Origin of the sequence: Dyadobacter sp. CY327 (assembly GCF_021390415.1) — a bacterium.
GTDB lineage: Bacteria > Bacteroidota > Bacteroidia > Cytophagales > Spirosomataceae > Dyadobacter > Dyadobacter chenhuakuii.
On record NZ_JAJUXJ010000007.1, the window covers coordinates 393,387 to 418,329 of the forward strand.

Consider the following 24,943-nt stretch of genomic DNA (forward strand, 5'->3'; position numbering starts at 1 on the left):
CCATGCAAAAGTCCATATATCAAAAAAGCCTTCTTCCTCTTGCCATCGGCGCGCTTGCATTTCTTGCTTCTTGCAGCGACAGCCATTTTGAGGAAATAAATAAAGATCCCAACCGTCCCGGGAATACGACGACGACCACGATCCTGCTATCGGCTGAAAAACAGCTTATTGACAACATTCGGAACGAAAACAGCTCCCTGCGCGGCACGCAGCTGTTCGCTCAGTATTACAGTCAGAACATTTACAGCGACCAGTCGCGTTACGATATTCCGCGTTCTTATTCAGACACTTATTGGAGTAATGCTTACAAGGCGCTTAACAATCTGAACGAGATCATCATCCTGAATTCCGATCCTGCTAAGAAGGATGTTGCCGCTGCCGGTGTGGCGGGTACAAATGCAAACCAGATCGCCATTGCGCGGATTTTGAAAGCCTATGCCTTTCAAGGTTTGACGGATGTTTTCGGGAATGTTCCTTACCAATCGTATGGCAATCCGGACCCCGAGTTTCAGGCTTTGCAGCAAACGCCCGAGAACCTGAGCCCTGCCTATGCGAGCCAGCAAAAGATTTATCAGGACATTTTGAATGAGTTGAAGGCAGCCGGTGACACTTTGATCAAATACAAAGCGGCCAACACATTCGGCAACTATGATGTGATTTACAAAGGCAAAAATGAGTTGTGGGCAAAATTTGCGAATTCGCTCCGCCTGCGCATTGCCACCCGGATCAGGACCAAGCTTCCGGCAGAATCGAATGCACACTTTGAGGATGCCCTGGCAAAAGGTGTTTTCACATCTAATGCAGACAATGCGGTTTTCAAATATCAGGCACTGGCCCCCAACGAGGCGCCGCTTTTCCGTGCAACTGTAACGGCGAACAGAAAGGACTTCGCTGTTTCGCACGTGCTCATTAATGTGCTGAAAGGTGAACTTGGAACTGTAAAAGTGCAGGATCCGAGATTGCCAGTCTACGCTACAAAGAATGCAGCGGGCGAGTATGTAGGCCAGCCTTACGGATTGCCGGTTGCAGCAGCCGGCTTACTCACAGCCACAGACGTGAGTCTTCCGGGAGCGGCAGTTAATGCAGCCAATTATGGTGAGGTTTTGCAGGAATATGCAGAAGTTTCTTTCTTGATTTCAGAGTATAAAAACTGGGATCAGCAGGCGTACATCAACGGCGTTACTGCCTCTCTGCAAAAATGGGGCGTTGCTCCGGCGGACATTACAACGTATGTCGCAGCCCTTCCGAAAGCCGACAAGGCCAACGTGCTGAACCAAAAATACCTGGCACTTTACACCCAGGGCGATGAAGCGTGGAGCGAGATCCGCCGCACGGGCTATCCCACATTCCTGGTAAAATCCGGCGATGTGGTGTGGCGCAGGACTGCGAATGGCCAGACGACGGATTATAAGTTTCAGCCGCTGTTTGGTGAAGGAGTTCCATTGCGCTTATATTATCCGCCAAAAGAACAAAGTGTGAACCTCGCCAACTACCAGAATGCGGTGAAAGCACAGGGAAACGACGACATTACCACCTTACTTTGGTGGAATAAATAACCAAGAATAGGATTAAAAAGACGTAATGGTAGCTTTCCAAGCCCGCTATTGCGTTTTTTTTTAACTTTTTTACTAACCTACTAACTCTATATAGTTTATGTTTTTATATATTTGTGGCCAAACTAATCAAACTCCTTTATGCATTCAGTTATCCTAAGTAAGGGCTCTTATTGTTGGCGGTACATTATTGCTTTACAACCAGGAGGTTGCTTTTCAACTTTCTGACTCCAATTAAATCCAGACAACCATTATACCGCTAATTGCAGTAAGCATGAAAAATCGTTTTAAGTCAGCCATTCTGACAATTGCCTTGCTTTTTCCCCTCTATTTATTCGCGCAGGATGCCACCGTTAATGCCACGGTAACCGGGAAAGTGCTGGATGCCGGCACAGACGAGCCCTTGATCGGCGCCACAGTTACCATTAAAGGGACAACCAACGGAAGTGTTACGGATTCCAACGGTGAATTCAGTCTCGTTACCGGCCAGATCCTGCCATTTACATTAATCGTAACCTATGTGGGTTATGTAAAAAAAGAAGTCCTGATCAATGAAAGTAAAGTCGAGATAAAACTCGCCGTGAATAATACGCAGCTGGATGATGTGGTGATTTCCTCCCGTCGTCGTCAGGAATCTGCCCAGGAAGTGCCCATCCCTATTTCGGTGATTGGCGGAACCAGGGCTGAGGATGCGGGTGCATTTAATGTGAACCGCTTGAAAGAACTGGTGCCTACCGTGCAGCTTTACGCTTCCAACGCAAGAAACACAACCTTGAACATCCGTGGATTGGGCTCTACTTACGGACTTACCAATGACGGGATTGACCCCGGTGTAGGTTTTTATGTAGATGGCGTTTACTATGCCCGTCCGGCGGCAACCGCATTGGATTTTATTGACATTGAGCGCGTTGAAGTTTTGCGCGGACCACAAGGAACGCTTTTTGGTAAAAACACAACAGCGGGTGCATTTAACATTACAACGCGCGCCGCAAGTTTTACAACCGGTGCCAACCTCGAACTAAGCTATGGTAACCTGGGATATATCCAGGCAAAAGCTTCGGTAACGGGTCCATTGAGCAAAAAGCTTGCCGCCCGGGTGTCTTTTACAGGAACGCAGCGTAACGGCACATTTTTCAATGAGCATACGCAACTGCCAATCAATGATATCAACAACATTGGTGTAAGAGGGCAGCTGCTATACACGCCTTCGGAAAAGGTCAACATTACGGTAATCGGAGATGTTTCAGATCAGAAACCTACGGGATATGGCTGGCCGGTGGCCGGGGTTGTAACAACCAAAAGGGCTGGTTACAGACAATTTAACAGCATTATTGCTGATCTGGGCTACACGCTTCCTTACAAAAGTGCTTTCGAGCGCAGATTGGACTTGGACACTCCGTCCAAAGCAGATAACCGTTTGGGTGGTGTTTCTGTGAATGCAGATATCAAAATCGGGAACGGAACATTGACCTCTACTTCTGCGTGGCGTTACTGGAAATGGACGCCTTTGAATGACCGCGACTATATCGGACTTCCTGTATTTACAATTTCTTCGGGTAACTCCGCACATGATCAATGGTCACAGGAACTGCGTTATTCAGGAAAAATTTCTCCGAAGCTGAGTGGTGTGATCGGCGTATTCGGCCTTTGGCAAGACTTGACTTCTGACCCCGTTCAAACAGAAGAAGCGGGTTCTGCACAATGGAGGTTCGCGCAAAGCTCTACCAGCCCGTTATGGCAAACACCAGGATTGTTCGATAACTTCGGGATCAGAACAACAAACCGCATCAAAAGCACAAGTTTAGCCGTTTTTGCACAAGCTGACTGGGCTGTGGCCGACAAGTTCCACATTCTGCCAGGAGTTCGTTACAATTATGATAAGAAAGTGGTGGATTACAGCAGGGTGGCTTACGGCGGCTTGCAGACAACCGATGCGGAATTGTTGAAACTGAAAAACGGCGTTTACAGCAACCAGGCTTTCAATACGGATTATGCTGAGGGCAATTTCTCGGGGCAGTTATCGGTCCAATACAGGGCCAGCACACGTTTCAATGCATATGCCACCTATTCGGTTGGATTTAAGCCAATTGGTGTGAATGTGGGTGGGTTACCAACAGCAAACGGGGCCGTTTTGCTTGATCTGGCGAAAGTAAAACCGGAATTTGTCGAGCACAAAGAATTTGGTATCAAAACAAGGCCAACAGGCAACTCGGTATTGAACCTGACATTCTTCCGCTCCGACATCGATGATTTTCAGACACAGGTGCAAACGCCTGAGCCTGGCGTAAACCGCGGTTACCTGGCCAATGCTGAGAACGTTCGTGTACAAGGTGCGGAATTGGATGGTAACATTCGTTTTGGCGCATTGACGTTGAATGCTGCGGTGGCTTATACAGATGGCAAATACGTGAAATTCACCAATGCTCCGGTTCCTTTGGAAGAAGTAGGCGGGCCGCAGGCTTTCAAAGATGTTTCGGGCGGACGTCTGCCGGGAATTTCTAAATGGTCAGGCTCTGTGGGTGGTGAAGTGATTGCGAAGGGAAAGTTGATTGGCTTAAAAGGTAATTATTTCCTGAGCGTGGATGAATATTATCGCTCAGAGTTCTCTTCAAGCCCGTCCCCATCTCAATATCTGAACATTGATGGCTACGGTCTGACAAACGCAAGAGCGGGTTTCAGAGCTTCCAACGGCATTACATTCTTCCTTTGGGGACGCAATTTGTTTAACAAAAATTACTACGAACAATTGCTTGCTGCGCCTGGAAGTTACGGACAATACGCCGGGATCGTTGGTGATCAGAGAACTTATGGAGTAACGCTGAGATATTCTTTGTAATAAGTTAGTTAGGGTTCATAAGGTAAAAGAGAAGCCGTTTCATGCGGCTTCTCTTTTTGTATAATGGATTCTATTTTTTCTGTATTAACATATAAAACCAACGGCCATTTTGGAAGAGAGCAGCGGGGCTTGGACGCGTCTATTTCAGAAGGGGAAAAGATTGTATTGGTGTGTATGAATTTGTTCTTTTATCTTAACTTGCATGATCACACATTATAAATTTTACATTGATATGAAGAGCGTCAGCCAAAAAGTAATTACTCCGTTGTCTCACAAAGATTACAATTCCGGGTCAATGTCAACTGCCAAAAAGTTCCGATCTGAAATCAGCCAGTTGTGGACCAAAGAAGGGGCTGACAAGATTTTTCAAAACCGGGAAGACTTCGTTAAATGGCTGGACTCTCCCAATCCCGGCCTTTCCGGCACCGCACCGATACAATATATCACTTCCGATATTCAAAAGATCAGCGATCTTTTAGGCAGGATTCTTCACGGCATTTTGGCTTAGAAGAAGGATGATAAGCGTGTACCGGATCGCCAATCCATTATATATTTTAGACACATCAGGAGAGGGTGCCCGATTGAAGGGCGGTCGATGGAATTACGCGGGCACACCGCTTCTGTATGCAGCCAGCAGTATTGCACTGGCAGCCTGGGAAGTGCGGGTGCATTTACCTAATAACATTATACCCAGGAATGATGCATTTGCCCTGGCTTTTATCAGGATCCCCGAATCCAATATCTGCAATGCTCCGGACTTGCGTCCCGGCTGGCAAAACGATGAGCAGTATACCAAGGAGTTTGGCGAAGCCTGGGTTGCGGATGGCAAATTCTTATGTATGAAAGTGCCTTCAAGCATTGTCGAGCACGAATTCAACTACATTATAAATCCACGGCATGAGCTGGCCTCATTAGTGACAATCGAGAAGATAATGCCCTTCATTTTTGATTCGAGAACGTTTCAATAAAAAAAGTATAAGTCACACTTATATCGTTGTATTCTAGCTTGTTTTTAAAGGAATCCGCGGAATATTCACGCTCCAAAAAAACAGGCAATTGGCGTGATCAACTGCCTGTTTTTTTGACACAAAAAAAGGGAGCTCTGTACAGAACTCCCTAAACTCACCTGGTTACGTTTCCACGAAGGAAAGAGGCTTGACCAGGCCTACGTGATACAAACAAAACACATTATACTGGAAATTCCAAAAAAAGGATGAAAAACTATATCTCAAAATATCAATCTATAACCACAACCTGGACTGACTTTTTTAACCAAAAGCAGATAGCAACAACTATTGGTAATATGAATGCGACGGACCTTGATAAATTCATAACCGCCCAGGAGCATGACTATGCTGGGGCTTTGGCGGAGATACGGCGGGGGCGGAAGCAGGGGCATTGGATATGGTATGTCTTTCCGCAGATTAAGGGGTTGGGTATGAGCAGCACTTCGGTGCATTATGCGATTCAGGATATCGGGCAGGCGAACCGTTACTTGCAAAATCTGGTTTTGGGGAAAAGACTGATTGAGATCTCAAATGCGATCCTGGCTATCGAAGGCAAGTCAGCCAACCAGATCGTTGGAAGCCCGGACGATATGAAGTTACGGTCCAGTATGACTTTATTTAGTATGACCGACGACGCAGATCCTGTTTTCCAGGCTGTCCTCGATAAATATTTTGATGGTAAGCCGGATCAGAGAACCATCGAAATCCTCCATAAACAGCATTGAATGTTCCCCATTGCGTTTGACCCTATATATAAATACCCGGTGCCGGACGGGCATCGTTTTCCGATGGATAAATATGAGCTGCTCCCTATGCAGCTACTGCGCGAAGGCATTGCGGTGGAATCGGATTTTTTCAGTCCGGAACCTGTTGATATGCAGTCGGTTTATGCAGTCCACGATCGCACTTATGCGGACCGGATCGTTCAGGGAAGGCTGAGCAAGCAGGAAATGCGGCGTATCGGTTTTGTGCAGTCGGCTGTGCTGGCGGAACGGGAGTTGCGGATCACCAACGGAACGGTGCAAGGCGCGCTGAAAGCATTGGAAACAGGGATCGCATTCAACATTGCAGGCGGCACCCACCATGCCGGACGCGATTTCGGGGAAGGATTTTGCATGATCAACGACCACGCCGTTGCGGCCCAGTATTTAATTGATCATAAGTTGTGCAGGCAAGTCCTAATTGTTGATCTGGATGTACACCAGGGCAATGGAACAGCGCAGATTTTCACAAATCAGCCGCTGGTTTTTACATTTTCCATGCATGGGAAAAATAACTATCCTTTCAGAAAAGAAAAGAGCGATCTGGATGTACCGCTGGATGATAAAACCGGTGATGATATTTATTTAAAGATATTGGAAAACACGCTCCCCAAACTAATAGAGCAGGTAAAGCCCGACTTTATTTTCTACCAGGCAGGTGTTGACATTCTGCAAACCGATAAGATCGGGCGGATGTCGTGCACGGAGCGGGGGTGCCAGTTAAGGGACGAAATGGTGATGCAGCTGGCCCACAAGCACAGCATTCCCATGCAATGCAGCATGGGCGGCGGTTATTCTCCCCAACTCAGGACCATTTTGAATGCGCACGCAAATACATATCGGGTCGCCAGACAAATATTTTAGGGCAGCATCATTACCGGGCACAATTTTTAAACAGCTCGCGATCCGGACCGGAACAAAAAATATTTGAACATAAAATGCACTCAATGAAGCAGCTCAACCAATTTTTGCTTTTCATTTTACTCGTATTGCCTGCATACGGCCACGCGCAGGACAAACTCGCGCCGGTCGATCTGAAAAACCACATCTGGTTTAAAAACAGCATTATATATAATCTCGAAGTAGGGGTTTTTAAGGATAGCGATGGAGATGGCCGCGGCGATTTTCAGGGTCTGATCGAGAAGCTGGACTATATCCGTGCATTGGGTGTGGATATAATCTGGCTGGCACCTTTTCAGCCTTCGCCGGGCAAGGATGATGGGTATGATGTAGCTGATTTTTATGGTGTTGACGAGAAGTTGGGGACAAGCGGTGACTTTGCCGAATTTGTTTTTCAGGCACAAAAAAGAGGCATACGGGTAATTATCGATCTCGTGATCAACCACACATCCGATCAGCATTCCTGGTTCCAGCAAGCCCGAAAAAGTAAGGATTCTAAGTATCACGACTGGTACATCTGGTCCGACAAGCTGCCGAAAGACTATAACAAAGGAATGGTGTTTCCAGGCGTGCAAAAGGCAGTTTGGGATATGGATACACTGGCCGGGCAATATTATTACCACCGTTTTTACCCTTTTCAGCCCGATCTTAATTTTGCAAATCCCGCCGTCGTGGAAGAAAGCCAGAAGATCATCGGTTACTGGCTGGGTCAGGGCGTTTCGGGCTTTCGCCTGGATGCGGTGCCATTTATTATTGAGATACCTAAAACGGGCAGCGGAAAACCCAAGCTGGACTACAAATTCCTGATGGATATCAGGCAGTTTGCACAAACGCGCAGAGCTGATGTCGTCATTCTTGGCGAAGCTAATGTTGTGCCTGAGGAAAATCAGAATTACTTTGGAAAAAATGGGGAGGGCATGCAAATGATGTTCAACTTCTTTGCCAACCAGTATTTGTTTTATGCGCTTGCTACCGGCAACATAGATCCTTTCAAGAAAGCCATTTCCGAAACGCAGATCATTCCGGACGCGTCGCAATGGGCACATTTCCTGCGCAATCACGATGAAGTAGACCTGGGAAGGCTCTCCGATAAACAGCGACAGGAAGTTTATGCCAGGTTCGGCCCGGATACCAGCATGCAGCTTTACGACCGGGGCATCCGGCGGCGGCTGGCAACCATGCTGGGCAACAACCGCAAGCATATGGAGCTGGCTTACAGCCTGTTATTCTCACTTCCCGGAACTCCCGTGATCCGCTACGGCGATGAACTCGGGATGGGCGACGACCTTCGTTTAAAAGAACGGATTTCCGTGCGCACGCCTATGCAATGGACAGCGGAAAAAAATGCTGGCTTCACAACAGCCGATACAGCCTTCCGTCCGGTGATTGATTTCGGGGATCATGGTTATAAGAAAATCAATGTTGAAGATCAAACCCGGGATTCAGCATCCTTGCTGAACTGGACGACGGCATTGATTAAACTCCGCAAATCCTGCCCGGAAATCGGGTTAGGAACCTATAAAATCCTGGATGCCGGTTCAGCCGCTGTCTTTGCGATTCAGTATGAGCATGAAGGGAAATCGCTGGTGGTGCTGCACAATTTCAGCGACCGGCCGACACAGTCGAGGATTAACATTCCCGGAAATAAATTATTGGTTGATCTGATTGATGAAGACGATCAGAAGGCTTCCGATGGGAAATACAGCATTAAGCTTGATGGCTACGGCTACAAATGGTTCCGGATTAAATAGCGCCGGAATGCTCGGGATTGGCTTCCATAGCAATGCCTGCCAGCATATGGTCAAGGATAGGCGCACACTTTTCCTGGCACGCCGGATAAAACTGGCCGTGTTTCCAAAACGCAGATTTAGGAGACATTCCCCACCAGAATTCGGCCATAGCCAGCGGTTTCATTTTATTGAGAAAGGCGTGTTGAAGTAATTTAGGAGCAGCACATTCACCTGCGCCGGCGGGCGGGTTTTTGTAGGAAGCATCGGCAAATATGTCTCGCAAGCTCTTGCGCGTGCCTGCCTGGTTTAGGAAGCTGTATTGATCGAAAATCGCATTTTGCAAGGAAAGCGAGTGAGCTTTCCTAATCGCCTTCAAGTTCTGGACCTTTGTTTCAAATGCTTCGCCTTTGTCGAATTCCAGCACTCTAATCGCTTCGTTAATGCGTGAAAGCTCGGTCATGCCTGCATTCAGAAAGCCGCCTTCTGCAACGCCGTCGAAGATAGGAGGGACGAATTTGGCATGGTGATTTCCCCCGGCCAGCTTTCCCGAGAAGGCAGCGAGATAGCCGATCTGACGCTGCTCTGCTTCCACCACCAGCACGCCGAACATTTTACCAATAATATTCTCAGGATCATCAGACAAGCCGAAATTATGTGCCCATTCCTGCTGTGTTTCCAGATGTGATTGCAGCATGGAAACGGCCAGTAAGCTTAATGGATGCGGTTTATAGTTGAATGGGAATGTAAATTTCTCAGGTAACACATACCGCTCCGCGTGCTCGAACGGCGTGAAATAATCTTCTGAAATGGCGGTTAATGAAGTTGACAATAGACAGGCGGATGCTGGAATATTAAAAGCGGCCGGAAATAACCGGCGTATGTGCCAACAAAAATACATATTCCGATTGAAATGGCCTTCATAGCACATTGTTCTCGCGCCAGGCCAGGCTTCCTGACTGTTCTGAAACGTTTGCTAGTCAGCACTTTGCTTCCTGTGCAGCAGCCGGGGCGTGTAAGAAATCATCAGATAACTCCAAACCGGGACTTTGCCCGAATCAGGGACTTTTTTGAGCAGTTCCATGCGTTCGGTAGCAAAGGTCGAGGATAGACCATAAATAAGTTCCAACCTTTTCACAGGCCTGTAATTGATGGAAATGTCTTTTTCGAAACCCAGATAATTGCCGGATAAGTTTTTGCTTTCGCTAAGCGGATGTTTGGAATAAAACAGGTGAAAATCCGAACGCACGCTAATTTTTTTATTGATTTGATATAAAATAAAAAGATAAGGGTTAACCAGCCCTTTATTATTCAGATCGGCGGGAAACCGGGTGAACAGGTTCATATTGCCCATGAATTTCCATGCAACACCATACAGCGGCACAAACGAATTAGAAACGTTTTTGGCAACCGTTTTCCCGTCGCCACTGAGTATTTCAGCGCCCAGACGTAATGTGGCTTTGTTCACGACAGCGCTAATCTCGGGCTGAATGTAATACGCCCTGATTTTCTTAGCGGCAGCATTTTCGCCATACTGGTAATATGCATTTACCGTTCCGTAAAGCCAGCCCTGGCTATATTCCAGTCGTCCGCCGTTTGTAATGCGCTGATAATGTTGCTGCTGCTTGCTGCTTTTGTCAAAATCCTCCAACGTATTAATGGTGGTCAGTGTAATATGGTTTTTAAAAGTGTATTTCAGATGATGGACAAAAAGCAGATTATACTGATGCGATGCTACGGGCGAGTAGGCCGCATCAAAAGCACTTCCATAGGGCCGGGTGAATGCAATCGTCAAATCCGTATTCACCTGTTTATTGAAGAAAAACCGGATGCCCTCATGTGCCCGGCCCTGCTGACTCCATGGCGCTGCCGAGAAGATCCGGCCATTATCCAGAGTCAACGCCTGCCTGCCAACGCGGACAGAAATGTGTTTGTTAATAAGCCCTTCGGCATACAACTCATACGCATTAACGCTGCCAATGCGCGAAACCTGACCCGATTTCCCCCAGACGTGAATTTCCTGAGGAGAGGCGTGAAACCTGAAACGCTTGGTCAGGTAATTGATACTTAGTCTGTTCCTTTGCGTGACGAACAATTCCGGCATGACCGAATCAGCGGGTGTAAGCATGAAATTATCCCGAAACTCGGCACGCGGCCTTACTTCGAAATCAATGATCAGCTCTTTCTTAACCGAATCGCTATCCTGTGAGAAAACAGGCAAATTCAGGATGCAGCAACATCCGAAAACCAGCAGCAAGACACGCCACATCAAATGACCCGCTCCATATAAATCGTTTCTTGAATTGGATTAAAATAATAAGGCTCGATGGCCTGAAAGCCAAAGGATTCGTAAAGGTTCCTGGCCTTGGTCATACTGCTCAAAGTGTCGAGCCGGATCTTTTTGTAACCCAGCCTGCTTGCCGACAGGATTGCGCTTTCGAGTAATGATCTGCCAAAATTAAATCCCCGAAAATCCGGGCGGACATACATGCGTTTCAATTCCGCGGTCTCGTCGTCCAAGCGCCTGATTCCCGTACACCCGGCCAGCAAGTCGTCTTTATAAACGAGCAGAAGAGCGCCGGTTGGCCGGTCGTATTGCTGGCGGATGGACTCCAGTTCTTTGGAGAAATTCTGAAATGACAGATCAATGTCGAGCGAGTTGGCATATTCTGCAAAAAGCTCTTTCGCCTGTTCAAACTCCTGATCTGTTTCAGCTGTCTTGTAAATGGTCATTCCCGTCATTACTGCGGTAGTTAAGCATGTAAGTCAGGTCGAAAATAGTTGAAAAGCCCAACTATTTCACGCGGCAAATCTTCAAATAGGTTTTGAGGCAAAATAATCTTGTTATATTCCAAATTATGCTTTTGCAAGAAATTGAGATGTATGCTGATTTTGGTATAAAGAGGGAATATTTCAACCTGTATCCGGCGCTTTGAGAACGTTGCCGGTAACGTATGCATAAAAAAATTGTGAGAATGCGTTGCTCGTGATGTTAAATGCCGTCAAATTAAGTTGACACTAAAACTATGAGGCGCATGGGATCGTCGAAAAGTTATATTCCGGCGACCATATTCAGCAGATTTATACCAACTTAAATACATGATGACATTCAAATTACGATTCGCGAACATTGCTTTAATGGCGCTTTACTCCTTAGGCGCTGCCGCCCAGAGCAGTGAAAATTATAGCTGGACAAACTTGCCGAAAGCCCGGCAGCCTGTGTTCAAGCAAGATACGGTCCGTATTACAGCCTACGGCGCAACACCGGATGGCCATACATTGAATACAGAAGCCATCCATAAAGCCATTGATGCCGTGAACAAAAAAGGTGGAGGCGTCGTGCTGGTGCCAGCGGGACTCTGGATGACCGGACCTATCGTCATGAAAAGCAACATTAACCTGCATTTAAGCGAAAATGCAACGCTGCTTTTCACGCCCGATAAAACGCAATATGCCCTTACCGAAGGATTTTATGAGGGGAAAAGCGCAGCCCGTAACCAATCGCCCATTTCGGGTATCAACCTCGAAAATGTCGCCATTACGGGCAAGGGCATTGTGGATGGCAATGGTGACGTCTGGCGCGCGGTGCATAAAAGCCAGTTGACCGAAAGCCAATGGAAAGAAAAAGTGGCGTCAGGAGGCGTACTCAAAGATGATGGCAAAACCTGGTATCCAAGCCAGCAGTTTAAGGATGCCAGCACCGGAAATAAAAGCATGTTGCTCACTGCCGGCAAAAAGCCAGTGGATTTTGCTGATATGAAGGATTTCCTGAGGCCTAACCTCGTTGTTTTCAACAATTGCAAAAACGTGTTGCTCGAAGGTGTAACATTCCAGAACTCGGCCGCCTGGTGTATCCACCCGCTCATGTGCGAGGATCTGACAATCCGAAACGTGCGCGTAAAAAATCCGGAATATGCGCATAATGGCGATGGAATGGATATCGAGTCTTGCAAAAATTTTTTAATTGAAGGCTGCACGCTCGACGTTGGCGATGATGCCATTTGTATCAAATCGGGCAAAGATGAAGAAGGCAGGAAGCGCGGTATGCCTACCGAAAATGGTTTGATCAGAAATAACATTGTTTACAACGGGCACGGAGGTTTTGTCGTAGGCAGCGAAATGAGTGGAGGGGCAAGGAATATTTTTGTTCAGAACTGCACATTCATGGGCACCGACAAGGGGCTGCGTTTCAAATCCGTCCGGGGACGGGGAGGCGTCGTCGAGAAAATCTATGCGAAGGACATTTATATGAAGGACATTGCGCAGGAAGCGGTGTTCTTTGATCTGTTCTATTTTGTGAAATTTGCTACAGATGGCGCTCGTGACATGCGGGAAGTGGTGAACGAAGGAACGCCGGTTTTCCGCGATATGCATTTTGAGAATATTGTTTGCAATGGCGCCACAAAGGGCGTGTTCATCCGGGGACTTGCCGAAATGCCTGTCCGGAACATTGTTATGGAGAATATGGTCTTAAAAGCCGAAAAGGGCATTGAGCTCACCGACGGCGATCAGATCCGGTTCAAAAATGTAAAGCTGATTACCGAGCATACCAAGCCGGTTATCTTCATTGAAAATGGCACGCAGATCCGTTTTGACAAGATCAGTTATAATGACAAAAGCGATGTTCTCATTTCAGTGAACGGAGAGAGAAGTGCGGACATTAAAATGGATAATACGGACTTCTCCAAAGCGCAAAAAACCAAAGAATTGAGTAACGGTGCACAAGATAAAAGCCTGACATTAAAGTAATAATTTCTAAATAACCCATGTCTTTTTTCAACTAAAAACCATTAGTTTACGTTTTTTACAAAACACTGTGAATCTATTTGTCAGGTAAAAAATACTTTGGTTTATGAGTTCAAATTTAGACGACAAGCGCAGGGAACTATTTGAGCTTCATAAGGCTAAATTAGGCACAGATATGCCGCTTATGAGGAAACCTGTTGAAAAAGTAGTTGTTGAAAAAAAAGTCGAACAGCCAAAACAACCAACCAGCAGAAAGAACAAGATTAAATATGCGGTAATTGCCGTGACGGGAATCGTTGTTGTGATTGAATTGCTATTTTTGGCAAAAGAGGCGGGTTGGTTGAAGTAAACTGCGAGTGACTTAAATGAAGGGGACGTTCCTTAAAAATCTGATAAGCCTGGGTTTGTTTTACCTGGGCATGTTCCCTGTTTTAGCGGCCGAGAATGGGAGAGTGCTGCGCTATTCCCTGAAAGAAGGCTTGTCATTTGGCATAGTCAACAGCATTGTCCAGGATAAGCAGGGACTGATGTGGCTCGCAACCGGTGACGGGCTCAACCGTTTCGACGGCACATCGTTCAAAGTCTTCAAAAACAGTCCCGACGACAAGCAAAGTCTTTCCGGAAACTATGTCAAATCCGTTTTTTGCGACCGGGACGGCACCATCTGGACCAGCTCCCGCAATGGTCTTAATAAATTCATTGCCGAAAAAGAGATCTTCCAACGCCACACGCCTATGCCTGATAAGGGCGTTTCGGGCACAGACGTAAGTGATATTTCCCAGGCAAGGGACGGTAACCTATGGATCTCACTGAATGGAGCAGGGTTTGCATTGTTTGATAAAAAAGCAGAGCGGTTCACTTACTATAACAAGCAGAATCTCCCTAAACTCAATACAAATGCCATCCTGAGTGCATTCGAGGATTCGAAAGGATTGCTATGGCTCGGCACGCGGGAATCGGGAATTGATGTTTTGGAAGTAGGTCAAAACAGGAAGCTTTCAAAAGCGGACATAAGCCTGGCAAGTCTGCCAGCCACCCGCATTAACAGCATTTACGAGGACCATTTAAGCAACATTTGGATCGCTTCGGCCAGAGGCCTGATTCTCTTTAAGCGGAATGAAGCCAGGTTCTATGTGATCCATCTTCCTGGAAACCACCGGAGCGACATTTACCTGTCATTACGCGAAAACCACCGCGGGCAGCTGCTGGTAGGCGTTCAGGACGGCGGCCTGTACAGCCTTGACCTGACGCAATTAGCTGACCATAAGCCGGAAGCATACTCATTTGAAAAGGTCAATAACTCACAAAACGAAGGCATCACGCAGCGTTCGGTCCAGACGATTTATATGGATGCCGATCGCAACATCTGGCTGGGAACTTATGGCGAGGGCGTCTACCTGATCAGCAGCATTCCGGAAAAATTTAAGAGTTTTGAAAAGAAAATACAGGACTCCCGTGCCGAAAGTTACCTGCGATTTTACGGAATGTGCGTGGACAAAGATGGCTATCTGTGGCTGGGAACGGATGGAGATGGTATTTATAAAACCAAAAACTCAGGAGAAACCGTTAAACATTATGCGGTTACCAACGCCCCGGGCGGGCTGTCCGATGGTGCCGTCATAGCGGCGCATCGCGGGCGCGACGAATATCTGTGGTTCGGCACATATTCGGGCGGGCTTTTTCAGTATGATCCTAAAAAAGATACATTCAAACAGTTCGCGAACATTCCCGGGGATCCGACCAGCCTGGGCAAGAATGATGTGCGTGTCATTTATGAAGACCGCAAGCGCAACTTGTGGGTAGGCACCAATGGCGGCGGGCTCGCGCTGCTCGACCGTGAAACCGGCAAGTTCCGGAACTTCGTAACCACAAACAGCAGCATTAATTCCAATGATGTAAGGGCGATCGACGAGGATAGTCAGGGAAATCTCTGGATCGGAACCTATGGCGGCGGGCTTAACTATTTGAATGTTAGTACGATGCAGTTCAGGTCGTTTTTCAACGAGCCGGGGAAACCAGGATATTTGTCAAACCGTATCATATTCTCGCTGCATTACGACGCCAAAGAGAGGTTATGGATCGGATCGGAAGGAAACGGACTTTTGGTTTACGACACAAAAAATGGAACAACAAAACATTTCACCGAAAAGAACGGCCTGGCGAATGATGTGATCTACGCATTTCAGGAGGAAAGCATTGATAATGTATGGTTTAGTACCAATAAGGGAGTGTCCCGGATCAATCTCCCCAGCAACCGCATCGACCATTACGACCAGAGCAACGGGTTGCAGGGCGGGCAGTTCAATCCCAATTCCACCCTCTACATTGCAAGCAGCAATGCCATGGTTTTTGGCGGCACCGAAGGCTGGAACCTCTTCGTGCCAACGGACATTAAACCATCTGATTACAAGCCGAAAGTAATGATCACCGGGCTTCAATTATTCGGGCAAAGCGTAGCCGTGGGTGCCAAAAAAGATGGAAAGGTCATTCTGGAAAAACAGATCGCTGACCAGGAGGAGATTGTTTTGCAGCCCAGTCAGTCGGTTTTTACCATTCAATACACCGCATTGAACTACGCTTATCCGGACCGTAACCAATTCGCTTACAAGCTGGAAGGCCTCGATCAGGATTGGAACTATGTGCAAAACGAGCGCTCGGCGACTTACCGTTATCTTCCGCCGGGTGATTACGTGTTCAAGGTCAAATCGGCCAATCAGGATGGTGTATGGTTTGAGAATGAGGCGGGTCTGCATGTGCGCGTGCTGCCGCCGTGGTATCAGACCTGGTGGGCTTATCTGCTTTATATGGGCATCGCAGCGCTGGTGATTTACTACTACCAGCAATATAAGATCCGGCAGGCGCGCCTGAAATATGAGGTGCAGATGGCGCATTTCGAAACCCAGAAGGAGAAAGAGCTTAACGAAAAGAAGCTTTCCTTCTTTACACACATTTCCCACGAGTTCCGGACACCATTAACGCTGATTATCAACCCTGTAAAAGAGCTCTTACTCAAAGCAGAGAACCGCCATCCCGATCAAAACAGCCTCAACATTGTATACCGGAATGCCAAACGTCTGCTGAGTATGGTGGATCAATTGCTGCTTTTCCGCAAGGCCGACCGGGAAGCAGACAAGCTGAACCCGGCCATTCAGAACATTACCAAACTGGCACTCGAAGTTTTTCAATGTTTCACGCATCAGGCTGAGCAGAAGCACATTAATTATCAGTTTATCAGCCCGAACGAAGACCTGGAACTGGTTGCAGATCGTGAAAAAATAGAAATTGCGCTTTTCAACCTCGTTTCAAATGCGGTCAAATACACGCCCAAAAACGGAAGTGTGACATTGGAAATCGGCGAAACAGGCGATCAGGTGCAGATTACCGTAAGCGATTCGGGCCCGGGTATTCCTACAAATGTAGGCGACAGCATCTTCTCCGTTTTTCATCAATTCCACGACGGCCGGTTTCCTTCCAAGGGCGGTTTTGGCATTGGTTTATTTTTAACCAAAACTTTTATTGAAAGCCATTTCGGGAGCATTCATTACGAATCGGTTGTTGGCAGCGGCACTGTTTTCAAGGTTTTGCTCTGGAAAGCGCATCCGCAGTTGGTGTCCGCCGATCTGCTGACCATTGTGGAAGAAGGCAATTCTGTGTTGCTGGAAGAACTCTCGGAAGATGGCGTAATGCTCACACCATCGGCCATTTCGCGTCACCAGCTGGTGGTGGAAGAGCTGAGTTCTGATGTAAAGACCATGCTTATCGTGGAGGACGACGCGGATATCAGGCAGTATATCGGCCAGGCTTTCGCAGGAAAATTCAAGCTTCTGCAGGCGGAGAATGGGGAAGAAGGCATCCTGCTGGTCAGAAAACATTTACCCGACATTGTCATCAGCGACGTTTTCATGGAGGGCATCAGCGGCATCGACATGTGCAGCCAGATCAAAAGCGACATCACATTGAGCCACATTCCCGTTATTCTGCTCACTGCCAGCACTTCCCAGGAATCGCGGCTGAAAGGCATTGAAGGCGGCGCGGACGATTACATCAGCAAGCCGTTTGACAAAGCATTACTAATGGCACGCGTGGACGCGATCCTGAAAAGCCGCAATGACCTGCAGCGATACTTTTACAATGAAATCACACTGCAGGCCAATGACTCCAAAATCTCCTCCGAGTATAAAGAATTTTTGAAAGAATGTATCCGGGTTGTCGAGAACCATCTGACCGATCCGGACTTCTCCATTAAGGTGCTCGCCGCCGAGATCGGCATGAGCCATTCGACCTTGTATAATCGCATCAAATCCATATCCGGGCAATCCACCAACAGCTTCATCCGCTTCATCCGCCTGCGCCGCGCAGCCCAGATATTGATCACGACCGACATCACGATTTCAGAGGTGGCTTACCAGGTCGGGATCAATGATATCAAGTATTTCAGGGAGCAATTTTACAAGCTTTTCGAAATGAAGCCCTCGGAATATGTCAAAAAATACCGAAATCCGTTCCATGAGAATTTCCAGGTAAACAGGGGTGTTTTTCAAAATAAATTGGACAATTAGCCGATTCAGTTACAAAATTTCTTTTCGAAGCGCCCGATTTTTCCCGAATCGGGCGCTTTTTATTGATATACCCCCTTCTTAATGTGAAAATGACCCCTGTCGGTCAAATACAAATAATCATACTTTTGATTGATCAATTCATAAAAAGGGCGACATGCTTTTTTTGTGCTGACAACCAATCACCTTAATTATTTTAAACATCGATTTATGATAAAATCTTTTCGAAGCAAGTGGGCTTTGCCTGGAATGCTTAACGAAACTGAGGGCAGGATGTGGAAGCATATCCGGCTGACTGTGTTCCTGGCCGCTATCGCGTTTTTCGGCTACACGCAGGTTGCTGTCGCGCAGTCTGCAATCACGGTAAAAGGAACGGTTACTGCCGACAACGGCGACGCACTTCCGGGCGCCAGCGTAATCTTAAAAGGAACCTCGACAGGAACCACGACTGACGCAGACGGGAAATATTCACTCAACATTCCCGACGCCAACGGCACGCTCGTATTTACCTACATTGGCTATATCAACCAGGAAGTTGCTGTGGCTAACCGCAGTGAAATCGACGTAAAACTCGTGACCAATGACAAAACATTGCAGGAGATCGTGGTGGTAGGATACGGCACACAGAAAAAAGCAACGTTGACCGGCTCGGTGTCGGAAGTAAAGGGTGCTGACATTGTGAAAAGTCCGCAGCCAAACCTTTCCAACTCACTGGCAGGTCGTTTTTCGGGTTTTGTGGCCAATAACAGAGGCGGAGAGCCGGGTTATGACGGTTCCAGCTACACCATCCGCGGTTTCGCATCCACAGGAAACAACGACGTGCTGATCGTGGTCGACGGGATTCCTGGCCAGGTGGGCGGTTTGGAACGTTTGGACCCCAATGACATTGAAAGCATTTCAATACTGAAAGACGCTTCGGCAGCTGTTTACGGAAGCCGCGCTGCCAACGGTGTGATCCTGGTTACAACCAAAAGGGGAACAACAGGCAAGCCGGTGATCTCTTACAGCTTCAACCAGGGTTTTTCATCACCAACCAGGCTTCCAAACCTGGCCGACGCCCCGACATACGCATCGATTTTGAACGAAATCGACTACTATAACAACCCTGCCGGCGGCATGAACCAGTTTTATACAGCCGAAGAAATTGAGAAGTTCAAGAACGGATCGGACCCATTGAATTACCCGAACACCAACTGGCAGAAAGAGACGCTGAAAAGTTTTGCATTGCAAAATCAGCACAATCTGGGCATCAATGGTGGAACGGAGAATGTAAAATACTATGTGTCGCTGGGGACGATTTACCAGGATGGTTTGTATAAAAACGGCGCTACGAAATACAAGCAATACAATTTCAGATCGAACATTGACGCTAATGTAACGCAGGATTTTAAAGTAAGCCTTTCTTTATCAGGCCGTCAGGAGAACAGACAATTTCCTATTTCGTCTGCGGGGAACACTTTCCGCTCCATTTACCGCGCTTACCCAACCGTTATCTCGCGCTACCCGAACGGAAATTACTCGACAGGCGTGGAAAACAGCAATCCGGTCGTGTTAGGAACGGATATGGGTGGAACCACCAGCAACCCGACTTCGGTATTCAACGGGATCGTTCGTGCCAGCTACAACATGCCGTTTGTAGAAGGGCTGTCTGCTGACGGGTTTTACTCCGTGGATAAATCATTCAATTTTTCCAAAAGTTTCAGCACGCCTTACACGCTTTATAATTACAATGGCGACACCGGCGCTTATAATGCAGTGGTAACGGGTGGTTCTGCGGGCCTTGCTTCACTCACGCAATCGCAACTGAACATTACCAACATTACCCAGAACATCCGTGTGAGCTTTTTGAGACAACTAGGCAATCACAATGTAAATGCATTCGTCGCTTACGAGCAGAACAAGCGCAACGAAGTGAAATTCGACGCTTCCCGCATCAACTATCCGACGGTTTCCACACCGGAACTTTCGCAGGGAGGTGCAGCGGCAACGGACAAAAACAACTCCGGAAGCAGCTATAACTTCACCCGTAAAAGTGTGATCGGGCGTATCGCTTACAATTTCAGCGAAAAATACCTGGCCGAAGTGCAGGCGCGTATCGATGGTTCATCCGTATTCCCGAAAGGAAAGCAATTTGGCTTTTTTCCTTCTATATCAGCAGGTTACCGTATCTCGGAAGAGGATTGGTTTAAAAACAGCGTGAATTTTATCAATGATCTGAAAATCCGTGCTTCCTATGGTTCACTGGGTAATGATAATGTGGGTCAATTCCAGTATTACAACAATTACTCGTTTGTAAATCAGTATGTGCTGGGTTCCAATGTGATCACGCCGGGTATCGACCTTACCAAACTTGCCAACCCGAACATTACATGGGAAGTTGCCAAGAAAATGGACATTGGTTTGAATGCAGTTTTCCTGAAAAATTTCAGTCTGGAAGTAATTTATTTCCAACAAAAAAGATCTGATATCCTTGCTGCCAGAAATGCTTCCATTCCGAACACTTCCGGTATAGTTAACCCGTTCAAAACGAATGATAACACGCCATTGGTGCCCGATCAGAACATTGGAAAGGTCAACAGCGCGGGTTTTGAGGCTACATTGGGCTATAACCATTCAGGCACATTCCGCTACAACATTTCAGGTAACGTGACTTATGCAAAAAGCAAGGTCGTGTTTATAGACGAAGCACCGGGAACATTGGATTATCAGCGTCAGACAGGCGGCCCACTCTACACCAACCTGCTGTATAACTCAATTGGCATTTTCCGCACGCAGGCAGAACTGGACGCATATCCGCACCTGAAGGGCGCTCAACTGGGAGATTTAATCCTGGAAGATTACAACGGCGACGGCCAGATCACAGCCGACGATCAGACCCGGACACCTTACGGAAATGTGCCTTTGCTGACTTACGGATTGGTTTTGAATGGCGGTTACAAAGCGTTTGATGCGTCGGTTGTTTTTTCCGGACAAGGCATGGTAAGCCAGTATGTGCTTCCCGAATCGGGCCAGGTAGGAAACTTTTACAGCAGCTGGGCCGACAACCGTTGGAGCCCTGCTAACCCCGAAGGTTCTTATCCGAGAGTGGATACACGCGCTTCGTCTTCGATCAATGGTGGGCTTTATGCCAACACATTCTGGCTTGATAACGCATCCTTTGTGCGTTTGAAAAATATTGAAGTGGGGTACACATTGCCAAAAGACGCATTGTCGAAGATCAAGATAGCTTCCCTGAGAATTTATGCCAGCGCATTTAACCTGTTTACAATCACCGGTGTAAAAGATTACGATCCCGAAGGAAACAGCACGAGCGGACAGTTTTATCCGCAGCAGAGGATTTTGAACCTGGGTTTGAACATTAAGTTTTAAAGACTACTGAAATGATAAAGCAATTAAAAAATATACTGATCACAGCCGTTTGCGGAGCTTGCGGGCTCGTGGTTGTGGCTTGCCAGGAAAATTTCCTGGATGTGGTTCCTACCGACCGTGTTTCCGATGCATCCATCTTATCCGACTCGGTCCTTTTTGAGGCATACGTGATCAACCGCTACATGGGCACACGCCTTACCGATAAAGAAGCGGAAGGCACTTTGCCAGGTTTCGGACGCGGTTTCGAATACGCCATGTGGTCGTCACTTACCGACGAATCCATTTACAACAACGATGACAACACCTGGGTGATCCAGCGTGGACAGCTTGCACCTGAAAACACAGGCATCGCCGGAACTCTTTGGGGCAGAAGTTACAGAAGCATTCGCGAGATCAACTATGCGCTGGCCAATGTGGACAAGGTTCCGATGAGTCAGGGTAAAAAGGACAGATTAAAAGGAGAACTCCAATTCCTTCGTGCCTTCCGCTATCACGACCTGATCCGAAACTATGGAAAAGTGGTTTTAATGGGCGATAAAGTGACAGAACTCGGCGACGACCTCACAAGTCAGGACCTTTTCACCCGCTCGGAAATCAAGGCGGGAGTTGAATATGCAGTTGCACAACTGGACGAAGCCACGGCGCTTTTGCCCAAGGACAATGACAACGGATCCTGGAAGCTGGGCCGCGCTACCAAAGGAGCCGCTCTGGCCTTGAAAGCGAGATTGTTGCTTTACGGTGCGAGTCCTTTGTACAACGCTGCAACATGGGCGCAGGCAGCCGCCGCTTCCAAAGCAGTAATGGATATGAATAAATACAGCCTTTATACAGGCGGTTATGGCAAAATATTTACAGTAGCCGACCATTCTGAGATCATTTTCGGCCGTCTTTACGCACAGGGAGCACGCCACGTGGCGCTTGAAATTGCCAACGGCCCGAATAGCTACAATGCCTGGGGCGGCAATGTTCCGGTTCAAAACCTGGTAAATGATTACGAGATGATGGACGGGACCAGAATTACAGAAACCGGAACCAGCTATAATCCGCAAGATCCCTACAAAGGAAGAGATCCGCGTTTTTACGAAACCATTCTCTACAACGGCGCGCCCTATCGTGGAAGCACAATCCAGACCTTCACGCCGGGTGGAAAAGACAGCAAGGATGGCCCATCCAACTGGAACACTTCCAAGACTGGTTACTATTTGAAAAAATTCATGAACGACGCCCTGCCGATTGACAATCCATGGGACATCGCCGGAACACAAACGTGGATCTACTTCCGCTACGCCGAAATCCTGCTCAACTACGCAGAAGCGCAAAACGAAGCAGTAGGCCCGGATGCATCCGTATACGCAGCCATCAACGCAATCAGACGACGCCCAGGCGTAATGATGCCCGTATTGAAAGCAGGGCTGACCCAAGCGCAGATGCGTGAAAAAATCCGTAACGAGCGCCGCATCGAGCTAGCCTTCGAAGAGCACCGCTTCTACGACGTCCGCCGCTGGAAAATTGCCAACGTAACAGAAAATGCACCAGCAAACGGCATCGAAATCGGTAAAAGCGGCAACGCCTTCACTTACAAGGTAAAGGAAGCCCTAACCGGCAAAGCATTCACCGAAAAGCAATACTGGCTGCCAATCCCAAGAGCCGAGATCCAGGCTTCGAACAATAAGCTGGAACAGAATCCTGGGTATTGATTTCCCTTCGGCCGCCCGGCGGCCCGGTCCGCTCAGGGTGACGGGGCGTTGTGCTAGCCGGTAGCTTGGGTGGAAGCCCTTCGGCTCCGCTCAGGGTGACAGGTCATCTGCTCTGTCACCCTGAGCGGAGCCGAAGGGCTAGCACTAAGTCGCTGGGCACCCCAAAAGCCCCAAGCTCCAATGAACATCACTAACCCAACCCCAAAAACACCTTGAACCCAACAAACAAACTTCTCCCAACACTTCTCCTGGCCCTGACACTCACATCCTGCTCCTCAGCAACGCCGGGGACTGTTAATGGTCCTGGTGGGAAAGCGGAGCCTGTTGCTATTACGGTTAACCCGGCCAAAACTTTCCAGACGATTGACCATTTTGGAGCTTCGGATGCGTGGTCCTGCCAGTTTGTGGGCAAGTGGCCGGATGCGAAACGGAATGGGATTGCCGATTTGCTTTTCAGCAGCGATACGCTTGGTAGCGGGAAGCCGAAGGGCATCGGCTTGTCATTATGGCGGTTCAACATTGGTGCCGGAACGGCTGAGCAGGGCGATGCAAGCGGGATTAAGGACGAATGGCGGCGTGCTGAGTCGTTTTTAAATGACAATGGCACTTACAACTGGAATAAGCAGGCCGGGCAGATCTGGTTTCTGAAAGCTGCGAAAGAGCGTGGCGTCAACGAGTTTCTTGCATTCCCGAACAGCCCGCCGGTGCAATTTACCGTGAACAAAAAGGGTTATGCCAATGCAGGAAAGCCGAATTTAACGGCCGAAAACTTTAATAAATACGGCGAATTTATGGCCAATGTCGTGAGCGGCGTGCGCGAAAAGACGGGCATCACTTTCAACCACATTAGTCCGGTAAATGAGCCGCAGTGGGACTGGAGCGATGGCGGGCAGGAAGGGACGCCGTTTTATAACAATGAGATTGCAGGCATCACCAGATCGCTGAGTGCAGCATTGCTCAAAAACAAGCTGTCTACCAAGATCGACGTGGCCGAAGCCGGGCAGATTGATTATCTCTATTCTGAATTCAACAAGCAGGGCAGAGGTAACCAGATCCACGCGTTCTTTGATAAATCATCGCCGGATTACATTGGTAACCTGCCTAATCTGACCCAAACCATTTCCGGACATAGTTATTTCACAACTTCTCCTTATGCCAAGGCTGCCTCAAAAAGACAGGAAATTGCGAAAGCATCGCAAGCAACGCCGGGACTGAAATACTGGATGTCGGAATATTGTATTTTGGGAGATAATGAAGGCGAGATCCAGGGTTCGGGGCGTGACCTGGGGATCGATGCAGGAATTTACATAGCCAAAGTGATCCACAATGATCTGGTGAATGCCAATGCTTCGGCCTGGCACTGGTGGATTGCGATTTCACCCTATGATTACAAAGACGGCCTGATTTATATAGACAAAAACAAAACTGACGGCAGTTACCAGTCATCCAAAATGCTGTGGGCATTGGGTAATTACAGCCGTTTCGTGCGTCCGGGTGCAGTAAGGACCGAAGTTTCGGCTTCTGCTGCCAGCGAAGGATTGTTGATTTCTTCGTATAAAAACACGGATAACCAGCTTGTAACGATCATCATCAATGACCAGTCCAAAGCAACCGATATAACATTGAATTCGTCGGCAAACAAGCTTTCCAACGTTAAAATCTACAAAACATCCGCCTCCGCTGACCTTGAACCCGTATCGGTTATAGCCGGAAGTCCGGTGTCGATCGAGGCAAAAAGTATTGTGACCATCGTGGGCAGGCTGGCGCAATAAAAATCATTTTACTTGTGAT

General features: G+C 47.8%; 16 protein-coding genes. 13 read left to right on the forward strand and 3 right to left on the reverse strand.

Translation table 11 applies throughout. The features are described from left to right. Positions 1–2 precede the first annotated feature (2 nt). The 7 genes from LZG74_RS17990 (at position 3) to LZG74_RS18020 (ending at position 8,808) form a co-directional block, all read left to right on the forward strand. Positions 3–1,556, forward strand: a complete 1,554-nt coding sequence (locus tag LZG74_RS17990) for a SusD/RagB family nutrient-binding outer membrane lipoprotein (RefSeq protein ID WP_233797917.1) — start codon at positions 3–5, stop codon at positions 1,554–1,556. 271 nt (positions 1,557–1,827) lie between these two features. Beyond that, positions 1,828–4,389 carry a TonB-dependent receptor gene (locus LZG74_RS17995; RefSeq protein ID WP_233797918.1) on the forward strand — a complete coding sequence of 854 codons (2,562 nt, stop codon included), beginning with the start codon at positions 1,828–1,830 and terminating at the stop codon, positions 4,387–4,389. Positions 4,390–4,621: 232 nt separating this feature from the next. Next, positions 4,622–4,897 (forward strand): MbcA/ParS/Xre antitoxin family protein, encoded by a 276-nt coding sequence (locus LZG74_RS18000; protein WP_233797919.1) that lies wholly within the window; start codon positions 4,622–4,624, stop codon positions 4,895–4,897. Between the two features lie 7 nt (positions 4,898–4,904). Further along, complete coding sequence (locus tag LZG74_RS18005) at positions 4,905–5,357, forward strand: RES family NAD+ phosphorylase (protein WP_233797920.1); 453 nt, start codon at positions 4,905–4,907, stop codon at positions 5,355–5,357. A gap of 245 nt (positions 5,358–5,602) precedes the next feature. Continuing rightward, entirely contained in the window at positions 5,603–6,121 is a 519-nt protein-coding gene (locus tag LZG74_RS18010; protein WP_233797921.1) for a DUF1810 domain-containing protein, read from the forward strand. Further along, complete coding sequence (locus tag LZG74_RS18015; RefSeq protein ID WP_233797922.1) at positions 6,122–7,021, forward strand: histone deacetylase; 900 nt, start codon at positions 6,122–6,124, stop codon at positions 7,019–7,021. A gap of 83 nt (positions 7,022–7,104) precedes the next feature. Beyond that, entirely contained in the window at positions 7,105–8,808 is a 1,704-nt protein-coding gene (locus LZG74_RS18020; RefSeq protein ID WP_233797923.1) for an alpha-amylase family protein, read from the forward strand. On the opposite strand, the gene LZG74_RS18025 is transcribed toward LZG74_RS18020, so the two are convergent. From LZG74_RS18025 to LZG74_RS18035, 3 genes are all read right to left on the reverse strand, one after another. Further along, positions 8,801–9,616 carry a pseudouridylate synthase gene (locus tag LZG74_RS18025; protein WP_233797924.1) on the reverse strand — a complete coding sequence of 272 codons (816 nt, stop codon included), beginning with the start codon at positions 9,614–9,616 and terminating at the stop codon, positions 8,801–8,803. The genes LZG74_RS18020 and LZG74_RS18025 overlap by 8 nt on opposite strands. Positions 9,617–9,760: 144 nt before the next feature. After that, positions 9,761–11,053: an alginate export family protein gene (locus LZG74_RS18030; RefSeq protein WP_233798816.1), complete on the reverse strand. Its 1,293-nt coding sequence runs from the start codon at positions 11,051–11,053 to the stop codon at positions 9,761–9,763. Beyond that, a complete protein-coding gene (locus tag LZG74_RS18035; RefSeq protein WP_233797925.1) occupies positions 11,053–11,526 on the reverse strand; it encodes a GNAT family N-acetyltransferase in 474 nt (157 codons plus the stop codon). The genes LZG74_RS18030 and LZG74_RS18035 overlap by 1 nt, the downstream gene beginning before the upstream one ends. Positions 11,527–11,883: 357 nt before the next feature. Here LZG74_RS18035 and LZG74_RS18040 point away from each other — a divergent pair, with 357 nt between their 5' ends. The 6 genes from LZG74_RS18040 (at position 11,884) to LZG74_RS18065 (ending at position 24,924) form a co-directional block, all read left to right on the forward strand. Beyond that, the gene (locus tag LZG74_RS18040) at positions 11,884–13,533 is read left to right on the forward strand and encodes a glycoside hydrolase family 28 protein (protein WP_233797926.1); all 1,650 of its coding nucleotides are present in this window, start codon (positions 11,884–11,886) and stop codon (positions 13,531–13,533) included. 103 nt (positions 13,534–13,636) lie between these two features. Further along, complete coding sequence (locus LZG74_RS18045; protein ID WP_026631396.1) at positions 13,637–13,879, forward strand: hypothetical protein; 243 nt, start codon at positions 13,637–13,639, stop codon at positions 13,877–13,879. Between the two features lie 16 nt (positions 13,880–13,895). Continuing rightward, on the forward strand, positions 13,896–18,089 hold the full coding sequence (locus LZG74_RS18050) for a two-component regulator propeller domain-containing protein (RefSeq protein ID WP_233797927.1): 4,194 nt from the start codon (positions 13,896–13,898) through the stop codon (positions 18,087–18,089). 207 nt (positions 18,090–18,296) lie between these two features. Beyond that, positions 18,297–21,455, forward strand: a complete 3,159-nt coding sequence (locus tag LZG74_RS18055; RefSeq protein ID WP_233797928.1) for a TonB-dependent receptor — start codon at positions 18,297–18,299, stop codon at positions 21,453–21,455. Positions 21,456–21,466: 11 nt separating this feature from the next. Continuing rightward, the gene (locus LZG74_RS18060; protein WP_233797929.1) at positions 21,467–23,152 is read left to right on the forward strand and encodes a RagB/SusD family nutrient uptake outer membrane protein; all 1,686 of its coding nucleotides are present in this window, start codon (positions 21,467–21,469) and stop codon (positions 23,150–23,152) included. Positions 23,153–23,364: 212 nt separating this feature from the next. Beyond that, positions 23,365–24,924, forward strand: a complete 1,560-nt coding sequence (locus tag LZG74_RS18065; RefSeq protein ID WP_233797930.1) for a glycoside hydrolase family 30 protein — start codon at positions 23,365–23,367, stop codon at positions 24,922–24,924. Positions 24,925–24,943 lie beyond the last annotated feature (19 nt).